Raw genomic sequence first — 15,870 nt, forward strand, 5'->3', positions numbered from 1 at the left:
GTAATAGACCAGTCGGTCTAATGCAATAGCGCTTGCGAGAAATTCAGTTAACGTCTTCAATAGGTATATCAATCTTATTAAAGGAGGGGATGTGGCCGAACAGCTGGAGTTTTTCCCCGTCCAGAGCCCATGCCGTGGAATATGTCAGTCTGACGAACGCGGCTTTTGCCGTGGCTGTTTTCGCAGTCGGGATGAGCGTTTTAACTGGCAAAAGATGAGCGATACCCAAAAGCAGGAAGTGCTGCGGCTTTGTCGTCAGCGCCTGATGCGTAAATTACGTGCAAACAAAGCCAACCCTTCGGAAGAACCGCAACAACCTTCACTCTTTTAAAAGCGTAATTGCGTATACTCGAGACACATTCACTTAAAAGGAAGCTGCTATGGTTCAGCGTATTACTATTGCGCCGCAAGGCCCGGAATTTTCTCGCTTTGTGATGGGGTACTGGCGCCTGATGGACTGGAATATGTCCGCGCGCCAGCTAGTCAGCTTTATTGAAGAGCATCTGGATCTTGGCGTGACCACCGTCGATCACGCCGATATTTACGGTGGATACCAGTGTGAAGCGGCGTTTGGTGAGGCAATGAAACTGGCTCCGCATTTGCGTGAAAAAATGCAGATTGTGACCAAATGCGGGATCGCGACGATGGCGCGCGCGGAAAATGCGCTGGGCCACTACATCACCGACAGTGCACATATTATTGCCAGTGCGGAAGAGTCGCTGAAGCTGCTGGCGACCGATCATATTGATCTGCTGCTGATCCACCGTCCCGATCCGCTTATGGATGCTGACGATGTCGCCGACGCTTTTAAAAAATTGCACCATAGTGGCAAAGTGCGTCACTTTGGCGTCTCCAACTTCACCCCGGCACAGTTCTCATTGCTGCAATCGCGTCTGCCGTTCACTCTGGCGACCAACCAGGTAGAAATTTCACCAGTACATCAGCCGCTCCTGTTGGATGGTACTTTAGATCAACTGCAACAGCTGCGCATTCGCCCGATGGCCTGGTCCTGTCTCGGCGGTGGTCGCCTGTTTAATGATGATGCTTTCCAGCCTTTACGTAATGAGCTTGCCGTGATCGCAGAAGAGTTGAATGCGCAGTCTATTGAACAGGTGGTATACGCCTGGATTTTACGTCTGCCGTCTCAGCCGCTGCCGATTATTGGCTCAGGAAAAATAGAGCGTGTACGTGCTGCCATTGAGTCTGAGTCGCTGAACATGTCTCGCCAGCAATGGTTCCGCATTCGTAAAGCGGCGCTGGGTTACGACGTACCCTAATCGCGTTTTTGGCGCATCTCCGTTCAAATTTGTGTCACTGGTTTACACTTAACAATCAGACACCTTTTGGACGGAGGTCTTATGAAGCGTTTGAGTTTGGCCATCATCACTCTACTCGCCTGTGCAGGTGCGCAGGCTGCCAATGAAGAAAAAGTGACGATGAATCTGGTCACGTCGCAAGGCGTCGGCCAGGCGATTGGTACGGTCACTATTGCTGAAACCGCAAAGGGGCTGGAGTTTACGCCCGATCTGAAAGCGTTGCCGCCAGGTGAACATGGATTCCATGTGCATATGAACGGCAGCTGCCAACCCGCGATTAAAGAAGGGAAAGCCTCAGCCGCAGAATCGGCTGGTGGCCATTATGATCCTCATCAAACCGGTAAACATGAAGGCCCGGAAGGCGCAGGTCATATGGGCGACCTGCCGCTATTGGTGGTGAATAACGACGGTAACGCCACAACGCCGGTCGTTGCGCCGCGCCTGAAAACGATCGATGAGGTTAAAGGCAAAGCGCTGATGATCCATGTGGGCGGCGATAATATGTCCGATCAACCGAAACCGCTTGGCGGTGGCGGAGCGCGCTACGCCTGTGGTGTTATCAAATAATCAACGACTGAGAGTACCCGGCGGCGGCGCCTGTTCGAGTTGTGAAAGCGAACAGTGTAGCCGCCAGACCAGTGCCGACAGTTCCTGCGCAGCGGGTTGATGATGGTGGGCAAGCGTATCGCAGATGCGCTGTAGCTCATTCAGCGTGGCATTCAGTGGTCGTTGCTGGACGCCACGTTCGCTCATTACATCGCGCAGCAGCGAGATACACACGTCCCTGACGCGAGCCAGCGGATCGGAACGCGCCTCCCAGGTGCGCAGTTGCCACACCACGTGCGAGCAGTTCAGTAAAACGACCCCCCAACGTAATAACCAGCGTCGCGCCAGCGCATCCTGACTGTTGCTGAGCTGGCTGACGTGATGATAGGTCAGCGATTCAAATTCGTTTTCACTGAGTGATGGATGTCGGCTGAGCTGATCGACAAAATCCCGGCGCAGGGCGCGAATATGGCGGCGACTTTTCCGTGCATCCGATCCGGGGCGCAGAATGGCGAAGGCCAGCCATGACAGCGCCACGCCGGTGATTTTCGCCATATTGTCATTCAGGAAATCAGCAAAATCATATACCGGCGGATTGGTCACCGCGATAAACGAACCCATAAATACAATCAACTGCCCCCAAAGACCTGCCAGGGCAGGCATTTGTAGCTTCAACAGTTGCATGGTGGCGAGTAGCGGGAAGAGAAAGAGAATAAACTGCCAGAGGTCGGAAATTTGCACCATCAGGCCAAACTTAACCACAAAGCTAAATAGCGACAGTAGAACCAGCGTACGCATCAGCAAAGAAAGCGACTTGAACGGTGTGGCAACGGCGGAATACAGCACACTGCTGATCGCGGCGAGCGTGAGTGCGCCAGAGCCTGATTCCCATTGTGCACCAATGCTCCATGCGCCGATAAGCATCAAAGTGCAGAACGTACGCAACCCGCTCCAGATAGCTTCCGCATTATCGGTATGACGGGCAAGTCCCGGCGTGCGGGCGATATTAATACGCTCGGCGGTAACACCATTTTCCAGTAAATGCAGATAATGACTGCTGCGCAGGTAGAGCCGACAAAAATAACGCAGTCGTTGCCAGAAGGCGACGTGTCGATAGTCGCGGGCATCGACGGGCCGCAGTGGGGCAATTATACGTGCGACGGTGTAGCTATTCGCATTGGATTTTATTAGTTCGCTGAGCAACTGCTCAATGATTTCCCGGGTGTTGGACGGGGGATTAGGCCAGTTCAGCAGCATCCTGCGCAGACTGGAAATCACGCTGGTCATCCGTAACTGCTGGTGCAACAGCGAATTGAGCAAAGCATTCTGGCGACGAAAGCGGTAATGACTCCAGAATGCCTGAATACGCAGCAGGTTCATGGTCAGAATCTGCCCGATAACACCTTCATGGGCTGTGCGAATGGCATCCGTGGTTTCTGGTTGCCAGAGTAGGCTGGCATGTTCCAGTAAACGTGAATGCATGTTTTTCAATGCAGTCAGTAACGTGGTGCCATCGGAGGTGCTGGGCAGGATCATCATCATCACGCCGCCACACAGGATACCGACGATGACTTCACACACGCGTGCCTGCGCGATATCCCATAACTGCGTAATTTCCACGGTATTGACCATGGGAAACGCAATGATCGCCGCCGTATAACCCGCCAGTTGAAAGGCGTAGGCAACGTTATTGGTGAAGTGCGCGCATGCCCAGGTACAAAAACCGATCCACACTGACATGCTCAGCAAAAACAGCCACGGCTCATTGAGAGTATGACCGGCAATAATCAGTGCGGCGGTGGCTCCCAGTAGGCTACCCGCCACGCGACCCAGACTTTTGCTGATAACCCCGCCAACGGTGGGAAAACTAACCACCGCCGCAGAGGTCATCGCCCAGTAGGGCTCATCCAGATTCAGATAATAAGCAAAAGTTAACGCCAGGCACATCGCAATGGTGTTACGCAGCGCATAACGCCACTGTGCCGCCGTGGCTTTAAACCACGGCAAATTGCCTGGTGTCAGGCGGGGCAGTTTCATTTACGCTGGCCGATGGATACGCTGCAGGTTGTACCTGACACCAGCGTGACCTCCCGCGGCAGGGCGTCGAATTCGATGCGTACCGGGACACGCTGCGCCAGACGCACCCACGGCACGTTGGGTTTGATGTCGGGAATCAGGCCGGAATCACTTTCCACACTTTGATCGTAGATGGCACGGCCAATACTGGAAACGTGACCCTGTAACTTTACATTGCCGCTGTAGAGTGTAATCGTCGCAGGTGCGCCTTCTCGAATATGGCGCAATTTGGTTTCTTCAAAATACCCCATCACATAAAAAGAGTGACTGTCGACAAGGGCAAACAGGGGCTTACCGGTTGAAGCGTAGTCTCCGCTACGGGTTGAAAGATTGGTGACCCAACCCGCTACGGGGGCTTTGACCACCGTTTGCGTCAGCTGCCACTGGGCCTGGCGCAAACTGGCCTCAGCCGCTTCAACGCTTGCCTGCATGGCTTTCACGTTGAGATTTGCGGTATCCAGATCCTCGGCTGAGATGTAATTTTGCGATAAATGACGGCGGCGGTTGGCTTCGTTATTGGCTTTCGCCAGGTCAGACTGCGCTTTTGCCAGTTGCGCTTGCGCATTCAGTTCAGCAATGTGAAATGGCGTCTTGTCGATAATAAAAAGGACATCGCCTTTATTCACAAACTGGTTATCTTTTATATAGAGTTCGCTAATGCTGCCTGACACCTGCGGCGTGATGCTGACCTGCTCAGCACGTACTTTGCCATCACGTGTCCAGGGCGATTGCATATAGTAATTCCACATCCACCATCCGGCGAAAACTGCGATTGCAGCGACTATAATAGTTGAGAAGTATTTAATGGTTTTAAGCGACATAATCACCACGCTATCAGCATAACAAAGGCCAGACATACGCAAAGCGTAAAGAGTGACAGATCCATTAGCAGGGGATGCCAGATTTCGCCGGAGTAAATCCAGTCGCGCAGCAGGCGATGAACAACTAGCCAGAGAATAAATCCTGCTACAATCGCCTTGAAAACAGGAGGGAAGTAGACAGATGCGCCGATCATTAAATCTTGTAGGGGCAATCCTGTTGCATTAAACATAAACTTCACGGGCAAAATCCTTGACGGAAGAGAGCATTGCTATAGGTTTAGCAAAAAAGAGACAATGAGTCTCCGTAACGCATAATGTCTGAAAAAATGTCAGCCGGTAAGCAAATTTGGCAATACATTTGTTTTGGGAATACAAATGCTGCACACTATTCTAAAATCAGCACAATAACTTAGCAAGCTAATTATAAGGAGATGAAATTGGAATCGCCATTAGGTTCTGATCTGGCACGGTTGGTGCGCATTTGGCGTGCTCTGATTGACCATCGCCTGAAACCTCTGGAGTTGACGCAGACGCATTGGGTTACGCTGCACAACATTCATCAGTTGCCGCCGGATCAATCGCAGATTCAGTTGGCTAAAGCGATTGGCATCGAGCAGCCTTCGTTGGTACGTACGCTTGACCAGTTGGAAGAAAAGGGACTCATTTCACGACAGACTTGCGCCAGCGATCGTCGAGCTAAGAGAATTAAACTGACAGAGAAGGCTGAGCCGCTGATCGCTGATATGGAAGCGGTGATCAACAAAACACGTGGAGAAATTCTGGAAGGGATTTCAGCTGAGGAAATTGATCTGCTGATTAAGCTGGTTGCCAAACTCGAACACAATATTATTGAACTGCAGTCACAAGGTTGAAACGATAAGTTACGTGTGGCCAGAGCCTGACCACACGTGAATTCGATTAGCGTGGCGACACGGTAACCTGGCTGCCGTTGTTAGCCATAACAACGCGCTGGCCGGCTGAAAACTTGGTCGCACCCTGTTTCTGAACCACCATGATGGTATTACCATCATCCTTACGGATTTCCAGTTCCACACCCTGGGTTTTATTCATCGCACCTTGTACGCCTTGACCTGCTACGCCACCGGCAACTGCACCTGCAGCCGTCGCTAATGAACGACCCGTACCGCCGCCGACGGTGTTACCAAGGAACCCGCCAAGTACCGCACCACCAATAGCACCAATCACGTTTGCGTCATCGCCACCCTGGATTTGCACCGGACGAACATGAACAATCGTACCGTAGGTAACGTTCTGAACTTGTTTCGCTTCGGATGCGGTATATACGTCGCCTGAAAGGCTGTCATTGTTAACGCAACCCGCTAAAGATACGCCCATTAATGAAACAATCAGCACACGTTTAATCATTTACAAATCTCCTTTGTCACCACGAAACGCTAATAAAGCACCCTTCATGGCTAAATTATATGGCATTTGTGAGCCTAAGGTCACATGTTCTACTGGAACAATATGAAAATCTTAACCGAAATCGGATCAACCGAGTATAAACGAATCATTCATGTAATTGATGTAATTAAACGATCATTGTAATGATTAGCCACCAAAAATCATTAAGGAAGCATGGCATTAGTCGACACTTTATGGTTGAGTGTCAAGGCTAATTTGCTTAAAAGGATGACCTATGAAATCGGGCCGTTTTATCGGTGTAATGTCTGGAACCAGCCTTGATGGCGTCGATGTTGTGCTGGCGACAATAGATGAAACGATGGTTGCGCAGCAGGCGAGTCTGACCTGGCCCATCCCCATCCATGTTAAACAAGCGATTCTGGATATCTGCCAGGGGCAGCAGCTTACACTTTCTCAGTTTGGTCAGTTAGATGCACAGCTCGGTTATCTATTTGCTGAGGCGGTGAATGCGCTGTTGGCGCAAGAAAAATTGAAACCGCAGGATATCGTTGCGATTGGTTGCCACGGGCAAACCGTGTGGCATGAACCGAACGGTGCTGCTCCGCACACGCTGCAAATTGGTGATAATAACCAGATTGTCGCGCGTACAGGGATAACCGTAGTCGGCGATTTTCGTCGACGTGATATCGCCCTCGGCGGGCAGGGTGCACCGCTCGTTCCCGCGTTTCACCAGGCACTTCTGGCACATCCAACGGAACGGCGAATGGTGTTAAACATCGGCGGAATTGCCAATCTGTCTCTGCTTATTCCGCAACAACCCGTTCGCGGATACGACACCGGGCCGGGCAATATGCTGATGGATGCATGGATCTGGCGGCAATGTGGCCAGCCCTACGACAAAGATGCGCAGTGGGCCATTTCAGGAACGGTGATCCTGCCGTTGCTGCAGAATATGCTTAACGACCCTTATTTTTCCGCGCCTGCGCCGAAAAGTACCGGCCGTGAGTATTTTAATTACGGCTGGATAGAGCGTCATCTGGCGCAGTTTCCGGGAATTAGTCCACGAGATGTACAGGCGACGCTTGCCGAACTGACGGCAGTAACCATTTCAGAGCAGGTCTTGTTAAGCGGCGGCTGTGATCGACTCATGGTATGTGGTGGTGGCAGTCGTAATCCACTGCTGATGATGCGTCTGGCGGCATTATTACCGGGGACAGAGGTTACCTCTACCGATGAAGCCGGGATCAGCGGTGATGATATGGAAGCGTTAGCCTTTGCCTGGCTGGCGTGGCGAACGCTGGCCGGATTACCGGGAAATTTACCGTCTGTGACTGGGGCGTCAGAGCCGAGTGTTTTAGGGGCAATTTATCCTGCCAATCCACGAACTCAGAGTTAACTGAAATTATTCAGCGCGGTGTGCCGGTAAACTAAGGATATTAGGGAGGGTGCCATTACCCTCCAGGACCAGGAAAGTCTTCAGGATATGGCTATGAAAAAACTGTTGTTAGTGTGTCTGCCCGTACTGCTTAGCGGTTGTAGTGTGTACAACCAATTTGTCGAGCGTATGCAAACGGATACGCTTGAATACCGCTGCGACGAAAAACCGCTGACCGTGAAGCTGAACAATACCCGCCAGACGGCAAGCTTTGTTTATGATAATCAGCTATTGAACCTCAAACAGGGCGTGTCGGCATCAGGTGCACGTTATACCGATGGTATCTACGTATTTTGGTCTAAAGGCGACGAGGCAACGGTCTATAAACGAGACAGAATTGTGCTAAATAACTGTCAGTTACAGAACCCGAAGCGTTGAGATTTTCACCTGGGCGGCGCACAATAGCGTCACCCACTGACAATCCGTAGCCCAACATCATGTCTGATAACGACGAATTGCAGCAAATCGCGCATCTGCGCCGTGAATACACGAAAGGCGGTCTTCGCCGCCGCGAACTTCCCGCCGAACCCCTTGCGCTGTTTGAGCGCTGGCTGGGGCAAGCCTGTGATGCCAAACTGGCCGATCCCACCGCAATGGTCGTTGCGACCGTCGATGAAAATGGTCAGCCGTATCAGCGCATCGTGTTACTCAAACATTATGATGACAAAGGGCTGGTGTTCTATACCAACCTTGGTAGCCGTAAGGCGCATCAGATCGAGAAAAATCCACGCATCAGCCTTTTATTTCCCTGGCATACGCTGGAACGGCAGGTGATGGTGATCGGCAAGGCAGAGCGTCTTTCCACACTCGAAGTGGTGAAATACTTCCACAGTCGCCCGCGCGACAGTCAGATTGGCGCCTGGGTCTCAAAACAATCCAGTCGAATCTCCGCGCGCGGTATTCTCGAAAGCAAATTCCTCGAACTGAAGCAGAAGTTTCAGCAAGGGGAAGTTCCTCTGCCCAGTTTCTGGGGCGGCTTTCGCGTGAGTATTGAACAAATGGAGTTCTGGCAGGGCGGTGAAAACCGTCTGCACGATCGTTTTTTATACCAACGCGAAGATAACGCGTGGAAAATTGATCGCCTGGCCCCCTAAAGATGCAAATTTCTTGTTTTAAGCGCTGGTGCTGATCAATCCGGCGCTTTATTCTATGTTTCTTTCGCATCAGGCGAAAAGTCGTGTACCGGCAAAGGTGCAGTCGTTTTATACATGGAGATTTTGATGGCAAGCAGTAACTTGATTAAACAATTGCAAGAGCGGGGGCTGGTGGCCCAGGTGACGGACGAGGAAGCGTTAGCAGAGCGACTGGCGCAAGGCCCGATCGCGCTCTATTGCGGCTTCGATCCTACCGCTGACAGCTTGCATTTGGGGCATCTGGTTCCATTGTTATGCCTGAAACGCTTCCAGCAGGCAGGCCATAAGCCTGTTGCACTGGTAGGTGGCGCAACCGGTCTGATTGGTGACCCGAGCTTTAAAGCCGCCGAGCGTAAACTGAATACCGAAGACACTGTGCAGGAGTGGGTGGATAAAATCCGCAAACAGGTTGCACCGTTCCTCGATTTCGACTGTGGCGACAACTCGGCGATTGCTGCGAACAACTACGACTGGTTTGGCGGTATGAACGTACTGACTTTCCTGCGTGATATCGGCAAACACTTCTCCGTTAACCAGATGATCAACAAAGAAGCGGTTAAGCAGCGTCTGAACCGTGACGATCAGGGGATCTCCTTTACCGAGTTTTCTTACAACCTGCTGCAGGGTTATGACTTTGCCTGCCTGAACAAACTGCACGGCGTGGCACTGCAGATTGGTGGTTCTGACCAGTGGGGTAACATTACTTCGGGTATCGATTTAACCCGTCGTTTGCACCAGAATCAGGTGTTTGGTCTGACCGTTCCGCTGATCACTAAAGCTGATGGCACCAAATTCGGTAAGACGGAAGGCGGCGCAGTGTGGCTGGATCCGAAGAAAACCAGTCCGTACAAATTCTACCAGTTCTGGATCAACACCGCCGATGCGGACGTTTATCGCTTCCTGAAATTCTTCACTTTCATGGACATTGAAGAAATCAATGCGCTGGAAGAAGAAGATAAAAACAGCGGTAAAGCGCCGCGTGCCCAGTATGTTCTGGCCGAACAGGTTACGCGTCTGGTTCACGGTGAAGAAGGTCTGGTCGCGGCAAAACGCATTACCGAAAGCTTGTTCAACGGCAATCTCAGCGATTTGAGTGAAGCAGATTTCGAACAGCTGGCGCAGGATGGCGTGCCGATGATCGAGATGGACAAAGGTGCCGATTTGATGCAGGCGCTGGTGGACTCCGAGCTGCAACCTTCTCGCGGTCAGGCACGTAAGACTATTGCGTCAAACGCGGTAACCATCAACGGTGAGAAACAGTCCGATCCGGAATATTTCTTCCAGGATAGTGATATCCTGTTCGGGCGCTATACCTTACTGCGTCGTGGCAAGAAGAACTATTGTCTGATTTGCTGGAAGTAAGATTGAGTTAGCAGGGGCGTGGGAAACTACGCCCCTTTATTTTTTCAGGGTTGTGGTAAGTAAAATGAAGAATATCCTCGCCATCCAGTCCCACGTTGTTTTTGGTCATGCGGGCAACAGTGCAGCAGAATTTCCGATGCGTCGTCTTGGCGCAAATGTCTGGCCGCTGAATACCGTTCAGTTTTCAAACCACACGCAGTATGGCAAATGGACCGGTTGCGTTATGCCGCCGAGCCACCTGACTGAAATTGTTCAGGGCATTGCTGATATTGATAAACTCCAGACCTGTGACGCAGTACTGAGCGGCTATCTTGGTTCAGCAGAACAGGGCGAGCATATTCTGGGTATTGTTCGCAAGGTAAAAGCGGCAAACCCGCAGGCAAAATACTTTTGCGATCCGGTGATGGGACACCCTGAAAAGGGGTGTATTGTCGCACCCGGAGTGGCGGAATTTCATGTACGCCATGCGCTTCCGGCTAGTGACATTATTGCCCCGAATCTGGTTGAACTCGAAATTCTGTGCGAGCATGCGGTGAACAATGTCGACGAGGCCGTTGCAGCAGCGCGTGAACTGATCGCTCAGGGACCTGAAATTGTACTGGTGAAGCATCTGGCACGCGCAGGTATCAGCACCGACCGTTTCGAAATGCTGCTGGTCACCGCTGAACAGGCGTGGCATATCAGTCGCCCATTAGTCGATTTTGGCGCACGTCAACCGGTTGGTGTGGGTGATGTGACGAGTGGCTTGTTGCTGGTGAAACTGCTGCAGGGCGCGTCTTTACAGCAGGCGCTTGAGCATGTGACTGCGGCAGTGTACGAAGTGATGATCACTACTAAAGAGATGCACGAGTATGAGCTACAGGTCGTGGCCGCGCAGGACCGTATCGCCATGCCTGAACACTACTTTAGCGCAACGCAGCTGTAATCGATGCCCGATGGCGCTCACGCTTATCGGGCATATTTTTAGCTGTAGGCCGGGTATGTGCAAGTGCCACCCGGCAACAACAATTAATTTAACCCTTCTGCTTTCAGCGCAGCGGCAACCGCCGGGCGTTCAGCCATTCGCGCCATATAGGCATCAATATTACTTAATCCTGCCATATTCAGCTTAACCGCATAGGCCCAACGCAGTACGGTAAACAGATAGGCATCGGCGATGCTGAAGCGCGGGCCGCAGATCCATTGGTTATCTTTCAGCGAGTCGTTCACATACTGCATTTTTTTCTCCAGCAGCGCGCGAACGGTTGGCTTGAAGTCTTCCGGCGTATCGGGACGGAACAGTGGCGTAAAGCCTTTATGCAGTTCAGTCGCAATGTAGTTAAGCCATTCGATGGTTTTGTAACGGGAGAGGCTGCTGGTAGGGGCAAGGAGCTGGCGGTCTGGCACGCTGTCCGCCAGGTATTGCATGATGGCAACACCTTCGGTAAGTAGCGTACCGTCATCCAGTAGCAGTGCGGGAACTTGCCCTTTTGGGTTTACCGCGAAAAAATCATCGCCATTTTCCAGACGTTTCTTCATCAGATCAACACCATCCAGCGTGAAATCTTTACCGCTCTCACGAAGTGTGATGTGGGAAGCGAGAGAACAAGCGCCCGGTTTGTAGAACAGTTTCATCGGTAACTCCTTTTGGCTGAGGTATATCGTATGGTAGTGCTACCTCAGGCAAAAAAAAAGCCGCTAACAACAGTTAGCGGCCTGAAAATGAGTTTCCCTGAGAATTACGCTGTCGCGGCCTTAGAGGCTTTCTCATTGACGTCATCGTCCTGAGTCATACGGTTCAGTTTCGGAGCCGTCAGCAGCATCAGAACAGCGATAACAGCCGTCGCAACACCAATCTGCAGGAACACACGACCGTAGACTTCAAGGGACATCAGCGGGTCAGTCACGTTCTCTGGTACAGCCATCATGTTAGCGACGTAGCCACCGATGATGTTTGCACCGGCAGTGGTCAGGAACCAGCTACCCATGATGAAGCCCATCAGGCGCTGCGGAACCAACTGTGCCACCATTGCCAGACCCAGACCGGAGATCATCAGCTCACCGATACTTTGCAGACCGTAGCAGATAATCAACCAGTTAACGGAAACGATGCCCGCATCGGTAGCGAATTTCGCGCCCAGCGGCAGGATCAGGAATGCACCGGAACACAGCACCATACCAATCGCAAACTTGGTCGGCATCGGCAGGGTATCGCCCATTTTGTTATAGATAGCGGCGAGGATTGGGCTACCAATGATGATCCAGAACGGGTTCAGTGCCTGGTACTGTTCAGGTTCGAAAGCAATGCCAAGAATAGAGTGCTCAACGTTACGAATCGCAAAGAAGTTCAGTGAGGTCGGCATCTGGCTGTACAGCACGAAGAAGATAATCGCTTCCAGCATCAGGATGAAGGCGACGATCATTTTACGACGCGCAGCACCGTGCATGGTGAAGGCTTCTTTACCGAAGATGAACACGATACCCAGCGCAATGACGCCCAGAACCATACGAGCGATCTGCTGGTTGTGCAGCAACCAGGTTGCAATCGCGATCAGTACCACAACGCCAGCAATGGTCAGCAGCAGGTTACGGAAGTTGATCGGTTCAAAGTCCGGTTTAGAACCGTACTGTTTAACCCAACGCTGGCAGAATGCGAAGTTAACAACGGTAATCAGCATACCCACGACGCTCAGAGCGAACGCGGTGCTCCAGCCGTAACGCGCAGCTAACCATGGCGTTGCCAGCATAGAGAAGAATGAACCGATGTTGACGGACATGTAGTACATGGTAAATGCACCATCAAGACGCGGGTCATCTTTGGCATAGCAGGTAGAGAGCAGGGAGGATGGGTTTGCTTTAAACAGGCCGTTACCGACCGCGATGGCCGCCATGCCCATATAAACGATACCCGCATCGTGACCGGACCATGCTACCAACGCATAACCGATGGCCAGCACAACGGCACCCAGCATAATGACACGTTTTGTTCCCAGAACTTTATCACCTAACCAGCCGCCAATGGCAACCAGACCGTACACCAGGGCGCTAAAGGACGAGAAAAGGGTGATGGAATCCGCTTCTGACATACCCAGCTGTTTAACCAGGTAGACGGCCATAATCCCTTGCAGGCCGTAATAACCAAAACGTTCCCACAGCTCAATAGAGAAAATGAGATAGAACGCTTTTGGTTGTTTGAAGGCGTTTAAACTTACGCTTTCTGTTGGTTTATTGTTTGCAGTAGACACTTTTACCTCTTTTTTTACATCCCATATCAACGGGGGTGTTCAGGTACGTGATGAGTCAAGTTCATCCGTCCGATTGTTATAGTGGGAGGGGAAACGGCAAGTAATGTTCACTATCTTGACCATTCAGACAAGTGGTTTGTAATAATCTGTTACATATATCATGACTGGTGAAATCGTCGGGGCTGTGAAATGTTATCTAGCGTTAAATTTCTTCATTTCTAAAATGGCAGATTTTTACACTGTTTAATCACCGCCATAACCGCAATGTGGCGATATGTTCTGCTATTTAAGGTTGAATCCAGTGATATAGGCCATTATCTGAAAAATAGGTAGTGTAATGTTTTGTTTAGAAACTGTGCAGTTAGGTCATCTAATTGTCACCTTAACTAAAAAATAAAAATTTATTAACATTGTGTTAGCTGGATGATCTGGATCACGTATAGATAGAAATTTCTTTTGCTAAAAAAACGATTAACCTGCTCAGGTGTTAATTAACAAGAATATTGCATTAGATATGAGCAATTGAATGGCATCATTGTCGGGAAAATAAACGCTGGGGAGTGCATAACTAATCGTTATGTATGTAAGGGGCGAGGAGGATGCCCCGGCAGCATTAGATATCGACTTTCTCTTTGAATTCGCAGAGATCTTCAATAATACAGGAACCGCAGCGCGGCTTTCTGGCGATGCAGGTGTAGCGACCATGAAGAATTAACCAGTGATGGCAATCGACTTTAAATTCACTGGGTACGACTTTCAGCAGTTTCTCTTCAACCTGCTCGACGTTTTTACCCGGGGCGAATTGCGTGCGATTACAGACGCGAAAAATGTGGGTATCTACAGCGATAGTGGGCCAGCCAAAGGCGGTATTTAACACCACATTAGCCGTCTTTCGCCCAACTCCAGGGAGAGCTTCTAACGCCGAACGGTCTTCAGGCACTTCACCATTATGTTGTTCCAGCAGAATGCGGCAGGTTTTAATTACGTTTTCTGCTTTGCTGTTAAACAAACCGATTGTCTTGATGTAGGACTTAACACCTTCAACACCGAGCTCCAGCATCGCAGCCGGCGTATTGGCGACGGGGTATAGCTTAGCTGTCGCTTTATTGACGCTGACATCGGTCGCTTGTGCGGATAGCAAGACCGAAATCAACAGTTCAAACGGCGATGTAAAATTGAGCTCGGTTGTCGGATGCGGGTTGTTATCCCGCAGACGCGTCAGTATTTCCAGACGTTTTGCTTTGTTCATTACGCATTCCCTGTTTCACCCGCGGGACTGTCCACGACAGCCGCCTCGGCACGACGTTTCTTCATTTTCTCATCAATCAGATACTTCACTGCCAGCATCAGACCCAGGCCAATAAACGCGCCCGGTGGCAGCATGGCCAGCAGAAACGGCGTATCAGTATGGAAGATCTCAACGCGCAAGACTTTGGCCCAGCTACCCAACAAACCGTCTGCACCATCAAACAGTGTACCGTTACCAATTATTTCACGCAGCGAGCCCAGAACAAACATGGCACCTGTTGCGCCCATGCCGATGGAGAAACCATCAAGTGCGGATAACGCAGGGCCCTTTTTGGCGGCGAAGGCTTCTGCACGACCAACAACAATGCAGTTGGTTACAATCAGCGGGATGAAGATGCCCAGAGACTGATACAGGCCGAAGGCGTAGGCATTGATCAACATCTGTACCGCACTCACCACGGAGGCGATAATCATGACATAAATCGGAATACGAATTTCTGGCGGTGTCCAGCGGCGAAGGGCTGAAATCGTCAGGTTGGTCAGCGTCAGGACGAGCGTAGTCGCAAGTCCAAGACCCAGCGCGTTAGTGGCGGTAGAAGTGACGGCCAACAGCGGACACATCCCGAGTAGTTGCACAAGCGCGGAGTTATTTTTCCATAACCCCTGGACAATCACGTCTTTAATTTCGCTCATGGTTATTCTCCACAGGCGTTAAGTTGAGGGAGTTGCGCAGGCAGCGTCTGCGCATACAGGCCGGCACGTTTAACCGCGTTAACCACCGCACGTGGTGTAATGGTTGCGCCAGTAAACTGGTCAAAGTCGCCGCCATCTTTTTTCACTGCCCAGTGAGAGGTGTTATCCGCAGAAATTGTTTTACCGCTAAAATGGGTGATCCAGTCGGACAGTCGCAGTTCGATTTTATCGCCCAGCCCAGGCGTTTCATGGTGTTCGGTAACCCGCGTACCCAACACGGTACCCGTGAAATCGACACCCACCAGCAGTTGAATCGCCCCGGAATAACCATCTGGCGCCGTAGCTTCAAGAATCGCAGCAACAGGACGATCGTCCTGGCGGGCAATATATATACGGTGCGTACCTTTGCCTAACGCTGGCGCATTGACCAGATAACAACTTTCAGACAAGTTATTATTGTAGCGATCGCCAGGCAGAACCTGATCGAACAGCGTTTTTTGCTGTATCGCGGCCTGTTCATCAATGGTTGACTTGGTTAATTGATTGATTGCTGCGGTTAACCCCGTTGAGCCCGCAGCAAACAGCGCCAGTGTAATACCGTGTTTACGAATCGTTTTCAGCATATCTAGT

17 protein-coding genes and 1 pseudogene are annotated in these 15,870 nt (G+C 51.0%); 9 read left to right on the forward strand and 9 right to left on the reverse strand.

Annotation, left to right across the window (positions count from 1 at the left end):
- Positions 1 to 91 precede the first annotated feature (91 nt).
- From BZK40_RS01015 to sodC, 3 genes are all read left to right on the forward strand, one after another.
- Complete coding sequence (locus BZK40_RS01015) at positions 92 to 331, forward strand: DUF1289 domain-containing protein (RefSeq protein WP_003832768.1); 240 nt, start codon at positions 92 to 94, stop codon at positions 329 to 331.
- A 49-nt stretch (positions 332 to 380) separates the two neighbouring features.
- Positions 381 to 1,277, forward strand: coding sequence for an aldo/keto reductase (locus tag BZK40_RS01020; protein ID WP_079933980.1), 897 nt, complete (start codon positions 381 to 383; stop codon positions 1,275 to 1,277).
- Positions 1,278 to 1,358: 81 nt separating this feature from the next.
- Positions 1,359 to 1,883 carry a superoxide dismutase [Cu-Zn] SodC gene (gene sodC, locus BZK40_RS01025; protein ID WP_060682257.1) on the forward strand — a complete coding sequence of 175 codons (525 nt, stop codon included), beginning with the start codon at positions 1,359 to 1,361 and terminating at the stop codon, positions 1,881 to 1,883.
- Here the strand turns inward: sodC and BZK40_RS01030 are convergent.
- From BZK40_RS01030 to BZK40_RS01040, 3 genes and pseudogenes are all read right to left on the reverse strand, one after another.
- A pseudogene (locus tag BZK40_RS01030) lies at positions 1,859 to 3,899 on the reverse strand (FUSC family protein). The gene sodC and the pseudogene BZK40_RS01030 sit on opposite strands and share 25 nt — an antisense overlap.
- Positions 3,896 to 4,759 (reverse strand): efflux RND transporter periplasmic adaptor subunit, encoded by an 864-nt coding sequence (locus tag BZK40_RS01035; protein WP_032943329.1) that lies wholly within the window; start codon positions 4,757 to 4,759, stop codon positions 3,896 to 3,898. Before BZK40_RS01035 ends, BZK40_RS01030 begins: the two are co-directional and overlap by 4 nt.
- Before the next feature lie 2 nt (positions 4,760 to 4,761).
- Positions 4,762 to 4,998, reverse strand: a complete 237-nt coding sequence (locus tag BZK40_RS01040) for a DUF1656 domain-containing protein (RefSeq protein ID WP_003029180.1) — start codon at positions 4,996 to 4,998, stop codon at positions 4,762 to 4,764.
- A gap of 192 nt (positions 4,999 to 5,190) precedes the next feature.
- Here BZK40_RS01040 and slyA point away from each other — a divergent pair, with 192 nt between their 5' ends.
- Entirely contained in the window at positions 5,191 to 5,631 is a 441-nt protein-coding gene (slyA, locus tag BZK40_RS01045; protein ID WP_008784672.1) for a transcriptional regulator SlyA, read from the forward strand.
- Between the two features lie 46 nt (positions 5,632 to 5,677).
- On the opposite strand, the gene slyB is transcribed toward slyA, so the two are convergent.
- Positions 5,678 to 6,145 (reverse strand): outer membrane lipoprotein SlyB, encoded by a 468-nt coding sequence (gene slyB, locus BZK40_RS01050; protein ID WP_003029175.1) that lies wholly within the window; start codon positions 6,143 to 6,145, stop codon positions 5,678 to 5,680.
- A gap of 274 nt (positions 6,146 to 6,419) precedes the next feature.
- On the opposite strand from slyB, the gene anmK reads away from it, so the two are divergent.
- From anmK to pdxY, 5 genes are all read left to right on the forward strand, one after another.
- A complete protein-coding gene (anmK, locus tag BZK40_RS01055; protein WP_008784673.1) occupies positions 6,420 to 7,541 on the forward strand; it encodes an anhydro-N-acetylmuramic acid kinase in 1,122 nt (373 codons plus the stop codon).
- 87 nt (positions 7,542 to 7,628) lie between these two features.
- Complete coding sequence (gene mliC, locus BZK40_RS01060; RefSeq protein ID WP_003029170.1) at positions 7,629 to 7,958, forward strand: C-type lysozyme inhibitor; 330 nt, start codon at positions 7,629 to 7,631, stop codon at positions 7,956 to 7,958.
- A gap of 59 nt (positions 7,959 to 8,017) precedes the next feature.
- Complete coding sequence (gene pdxH, locus BZK40_RS01065) at positions 8,018 to 8,674, forward strand: pyridoxamine 5'-phosphate oxidase (protein WP_079933981.1); 657 nt, start codon at positions 8,018 to 8,020, stop codon at positions 8,672 to 8,674.
- A gap of 126 nt (positions 8,675 to 8,800) precedes the next feature.
- The gene (gene tyrS / locus BZK40_RS01070; RefSeq protein WP_020996426.1) at positions 8,801 to 10,075 is read left to right on the forward strand and encodes a tyrosine--tRNA ligase; all 1,275 of its coding nucleotides are present in this window, start codon (positions 8,801 to 8,803) and stop codon (positions 10,073 to 10,075) included.
- Between the two features lie 64 nt (positions 10,076 to 10,139).
- On the forward strand, positions 10,140 to 11,000 hold the full coding sequence (gene pdxY / locus BZK40_RS01075) for a pyridoxal kinase PdxY (RefSeq protein WP_079933982.1): 861 nt from the start codon (positions 10,140 to 10,142) through the stop codon (positions 10,998 to 11,000).
- Between the two features lie 83 nt (positions 11,001 to 11,083).
- Here pdxY and gstA read toward each other — a convergent pair whose 3' ends face one another.
- The 5 genes from gstA to rsxG form a co-directional block, all read right to left on the reverse strand.
- Entirely contained in the window at positions 11,084 to 11,689 is a 606-nt protein-coding gene (gstA, locus tag BZK40_RS01080) for a glutathione transferase GstA (RefSeq protein ID WP_003832787.1), read from the reverse strand.
- Between the two features lie 104 nt (positions 11,690 to 11,793).
- On the reverse strand, positions 11,794 to 13,299 hold the full coding sequence (dtpA, locus tag BZK40_RS01085; RefSeq protein ID WP_020996425.1) for a dipeptide/tripeptide permease DtpA: 1,506 nt from the start codon (positions 13,297 to 13,299) through the stop codon (positions 11,794 to 11,796).
- A 613-nt stretch (positions 13,300 to 13,912) separates the two neighbouring features.
- A complete protein-coding gene (gene nth / locus BZK40_RS01090) occupies positions 13,913 to 14,548 on the reverse strand; it encodes an endonuclease III (protein WP_079933983.1) in 636 nt (211 codons plus the stop codon).
- Positions 14,548 to 15,240, reverse strand: coding sequence for an electron transport complex subunit E (locus tag BZK40_RS01095; RefSeq protein ID WP_008784678.1), 693 nt, complete (start codon positions 15,238 to 15,240; stop codon positions 14,548 to 14,550). Before BZK40_RS01095 ends, nth begins: the two co-directional genes overlap by 1 nt.
- Before the next feature lie 2 nt (positions 15,241 to 15,242).
- Positions 15,243 to 15,863: an electron transport complex subunit RsxG gene (rsxG, locus tag BZK40_RS01100; RefSeq protein WP_079933984.1), complete on the reverse strand. Its 621-nt coding sequence runs from the start codon at positions 15,861 to 15,863 to the stop codon at positions 15,243 to 15,245.
- Between the last annotated feature and the right edge of the window lie 7 nt (positions 15,864 to 15,870).

Origin of the sequence: Citrobacter portucalensis (assembly GCF_002042885.1) — a bacterium.
GTDB lineage: Bacteria > Pseudomonadota > Gammaproteobacteria > Enterobacterales > Enterobacteriaceae > Citrobacter > Citrobacter portucalensis.

Bases quoted from the DNA above. Each gene is read 5' to 3' on its own strand.
- nth (WP_079933983.1), bottom strand. From the start codon at position 14,548: ATGAACAAAGCAAAACGTCTGGAAATACTGACGCGTCTGCGGGATAAC.
- BZK40_RS01095 (WP_008784678.1), bottom strand. From the start codon at position 15,240: ATGAGCGAAATTAAAGACGTGATTGTCCAGGGGTTATGGAAAAATAAC.
- sodC (WP_060682257.1), top strand. From the start codon at position 1,359: ATGAAGCGTTTGAGTTTGGCCATCATCACTCTACTCGCCTGTGCAGGT.
- pdxH (WP_079933981.1), top strand. From the start codon at position 8,018: ATGTCTGATAACGACGAATTGCAGCAAATCGCGCATCTGCGCCGTGAA.
- slyB (WP_003029175.1), bottom strand. From the start codon at position 6,145: ATGATTAAACGTGTGCTGATTGTTTCATTAATGGGCGTATCTTTAGCG.
- anmK (WP_008784673.1), top strand. From the start codon at position 6,420: ATGAAATCGGGCCGTTTTATCGGTGTAATGTCTGGAACCAGCCTTGAT.
- rsxG (WP_079933984.1), bottom strand. From the start codon at position 15,863: ATGCTGAAAACGATTCGTAAACACGGTATTACACTGGCGCTGTTTGCT.
- BZK40_RS01020 (WP_079933980.1), top strand. From the start codon at position 381: ATGGTTCAGCGTATTACTATTGCGCCGCAAGGCCCGGAATTTTCTCGC.
- slyA (WP_008784672.1), top strand. From the start codon at position 5,191: ATGAAATTGGAATCGCCATTAGGTTCTGATCTGGCACGGTTGGTGCGC.
- gstA (WP_003832787.1), bottom strand. From the start codon at position 11,689: ATGAAACTGTTCTACAAACCGGGCGCTTGTTCTCTCGCTTCCCACATC.
- BZK40_RS01035 (WP_032943329.1), bottom strand. From the start codon at position 4,759: ATGTCGCTTAAAACCATTAAATACTTCTCAACTATTATAGTCGCTGCA.
- tyrS (WP_020996426.1), top strand. From the start codon at position 8,801: ATGGCAAGCAGTAACTTGATTAAACAATTGCAAGAGCGGGGGCTGGTG.
- mliC (WP_003029170.1), top strand. From the start codon at position 7,629: ATGGCTATGAAAAAACTGTTGTTAGTGTGTCTGCCCGTACTGCTTAGC.
- pdxY (WP_079933982.1), top strand. From the start codon at position 10,140: ATGAAGAATATCCTCGCCATCCAGTCCCACGTTGTTTTTGGTCATGCG.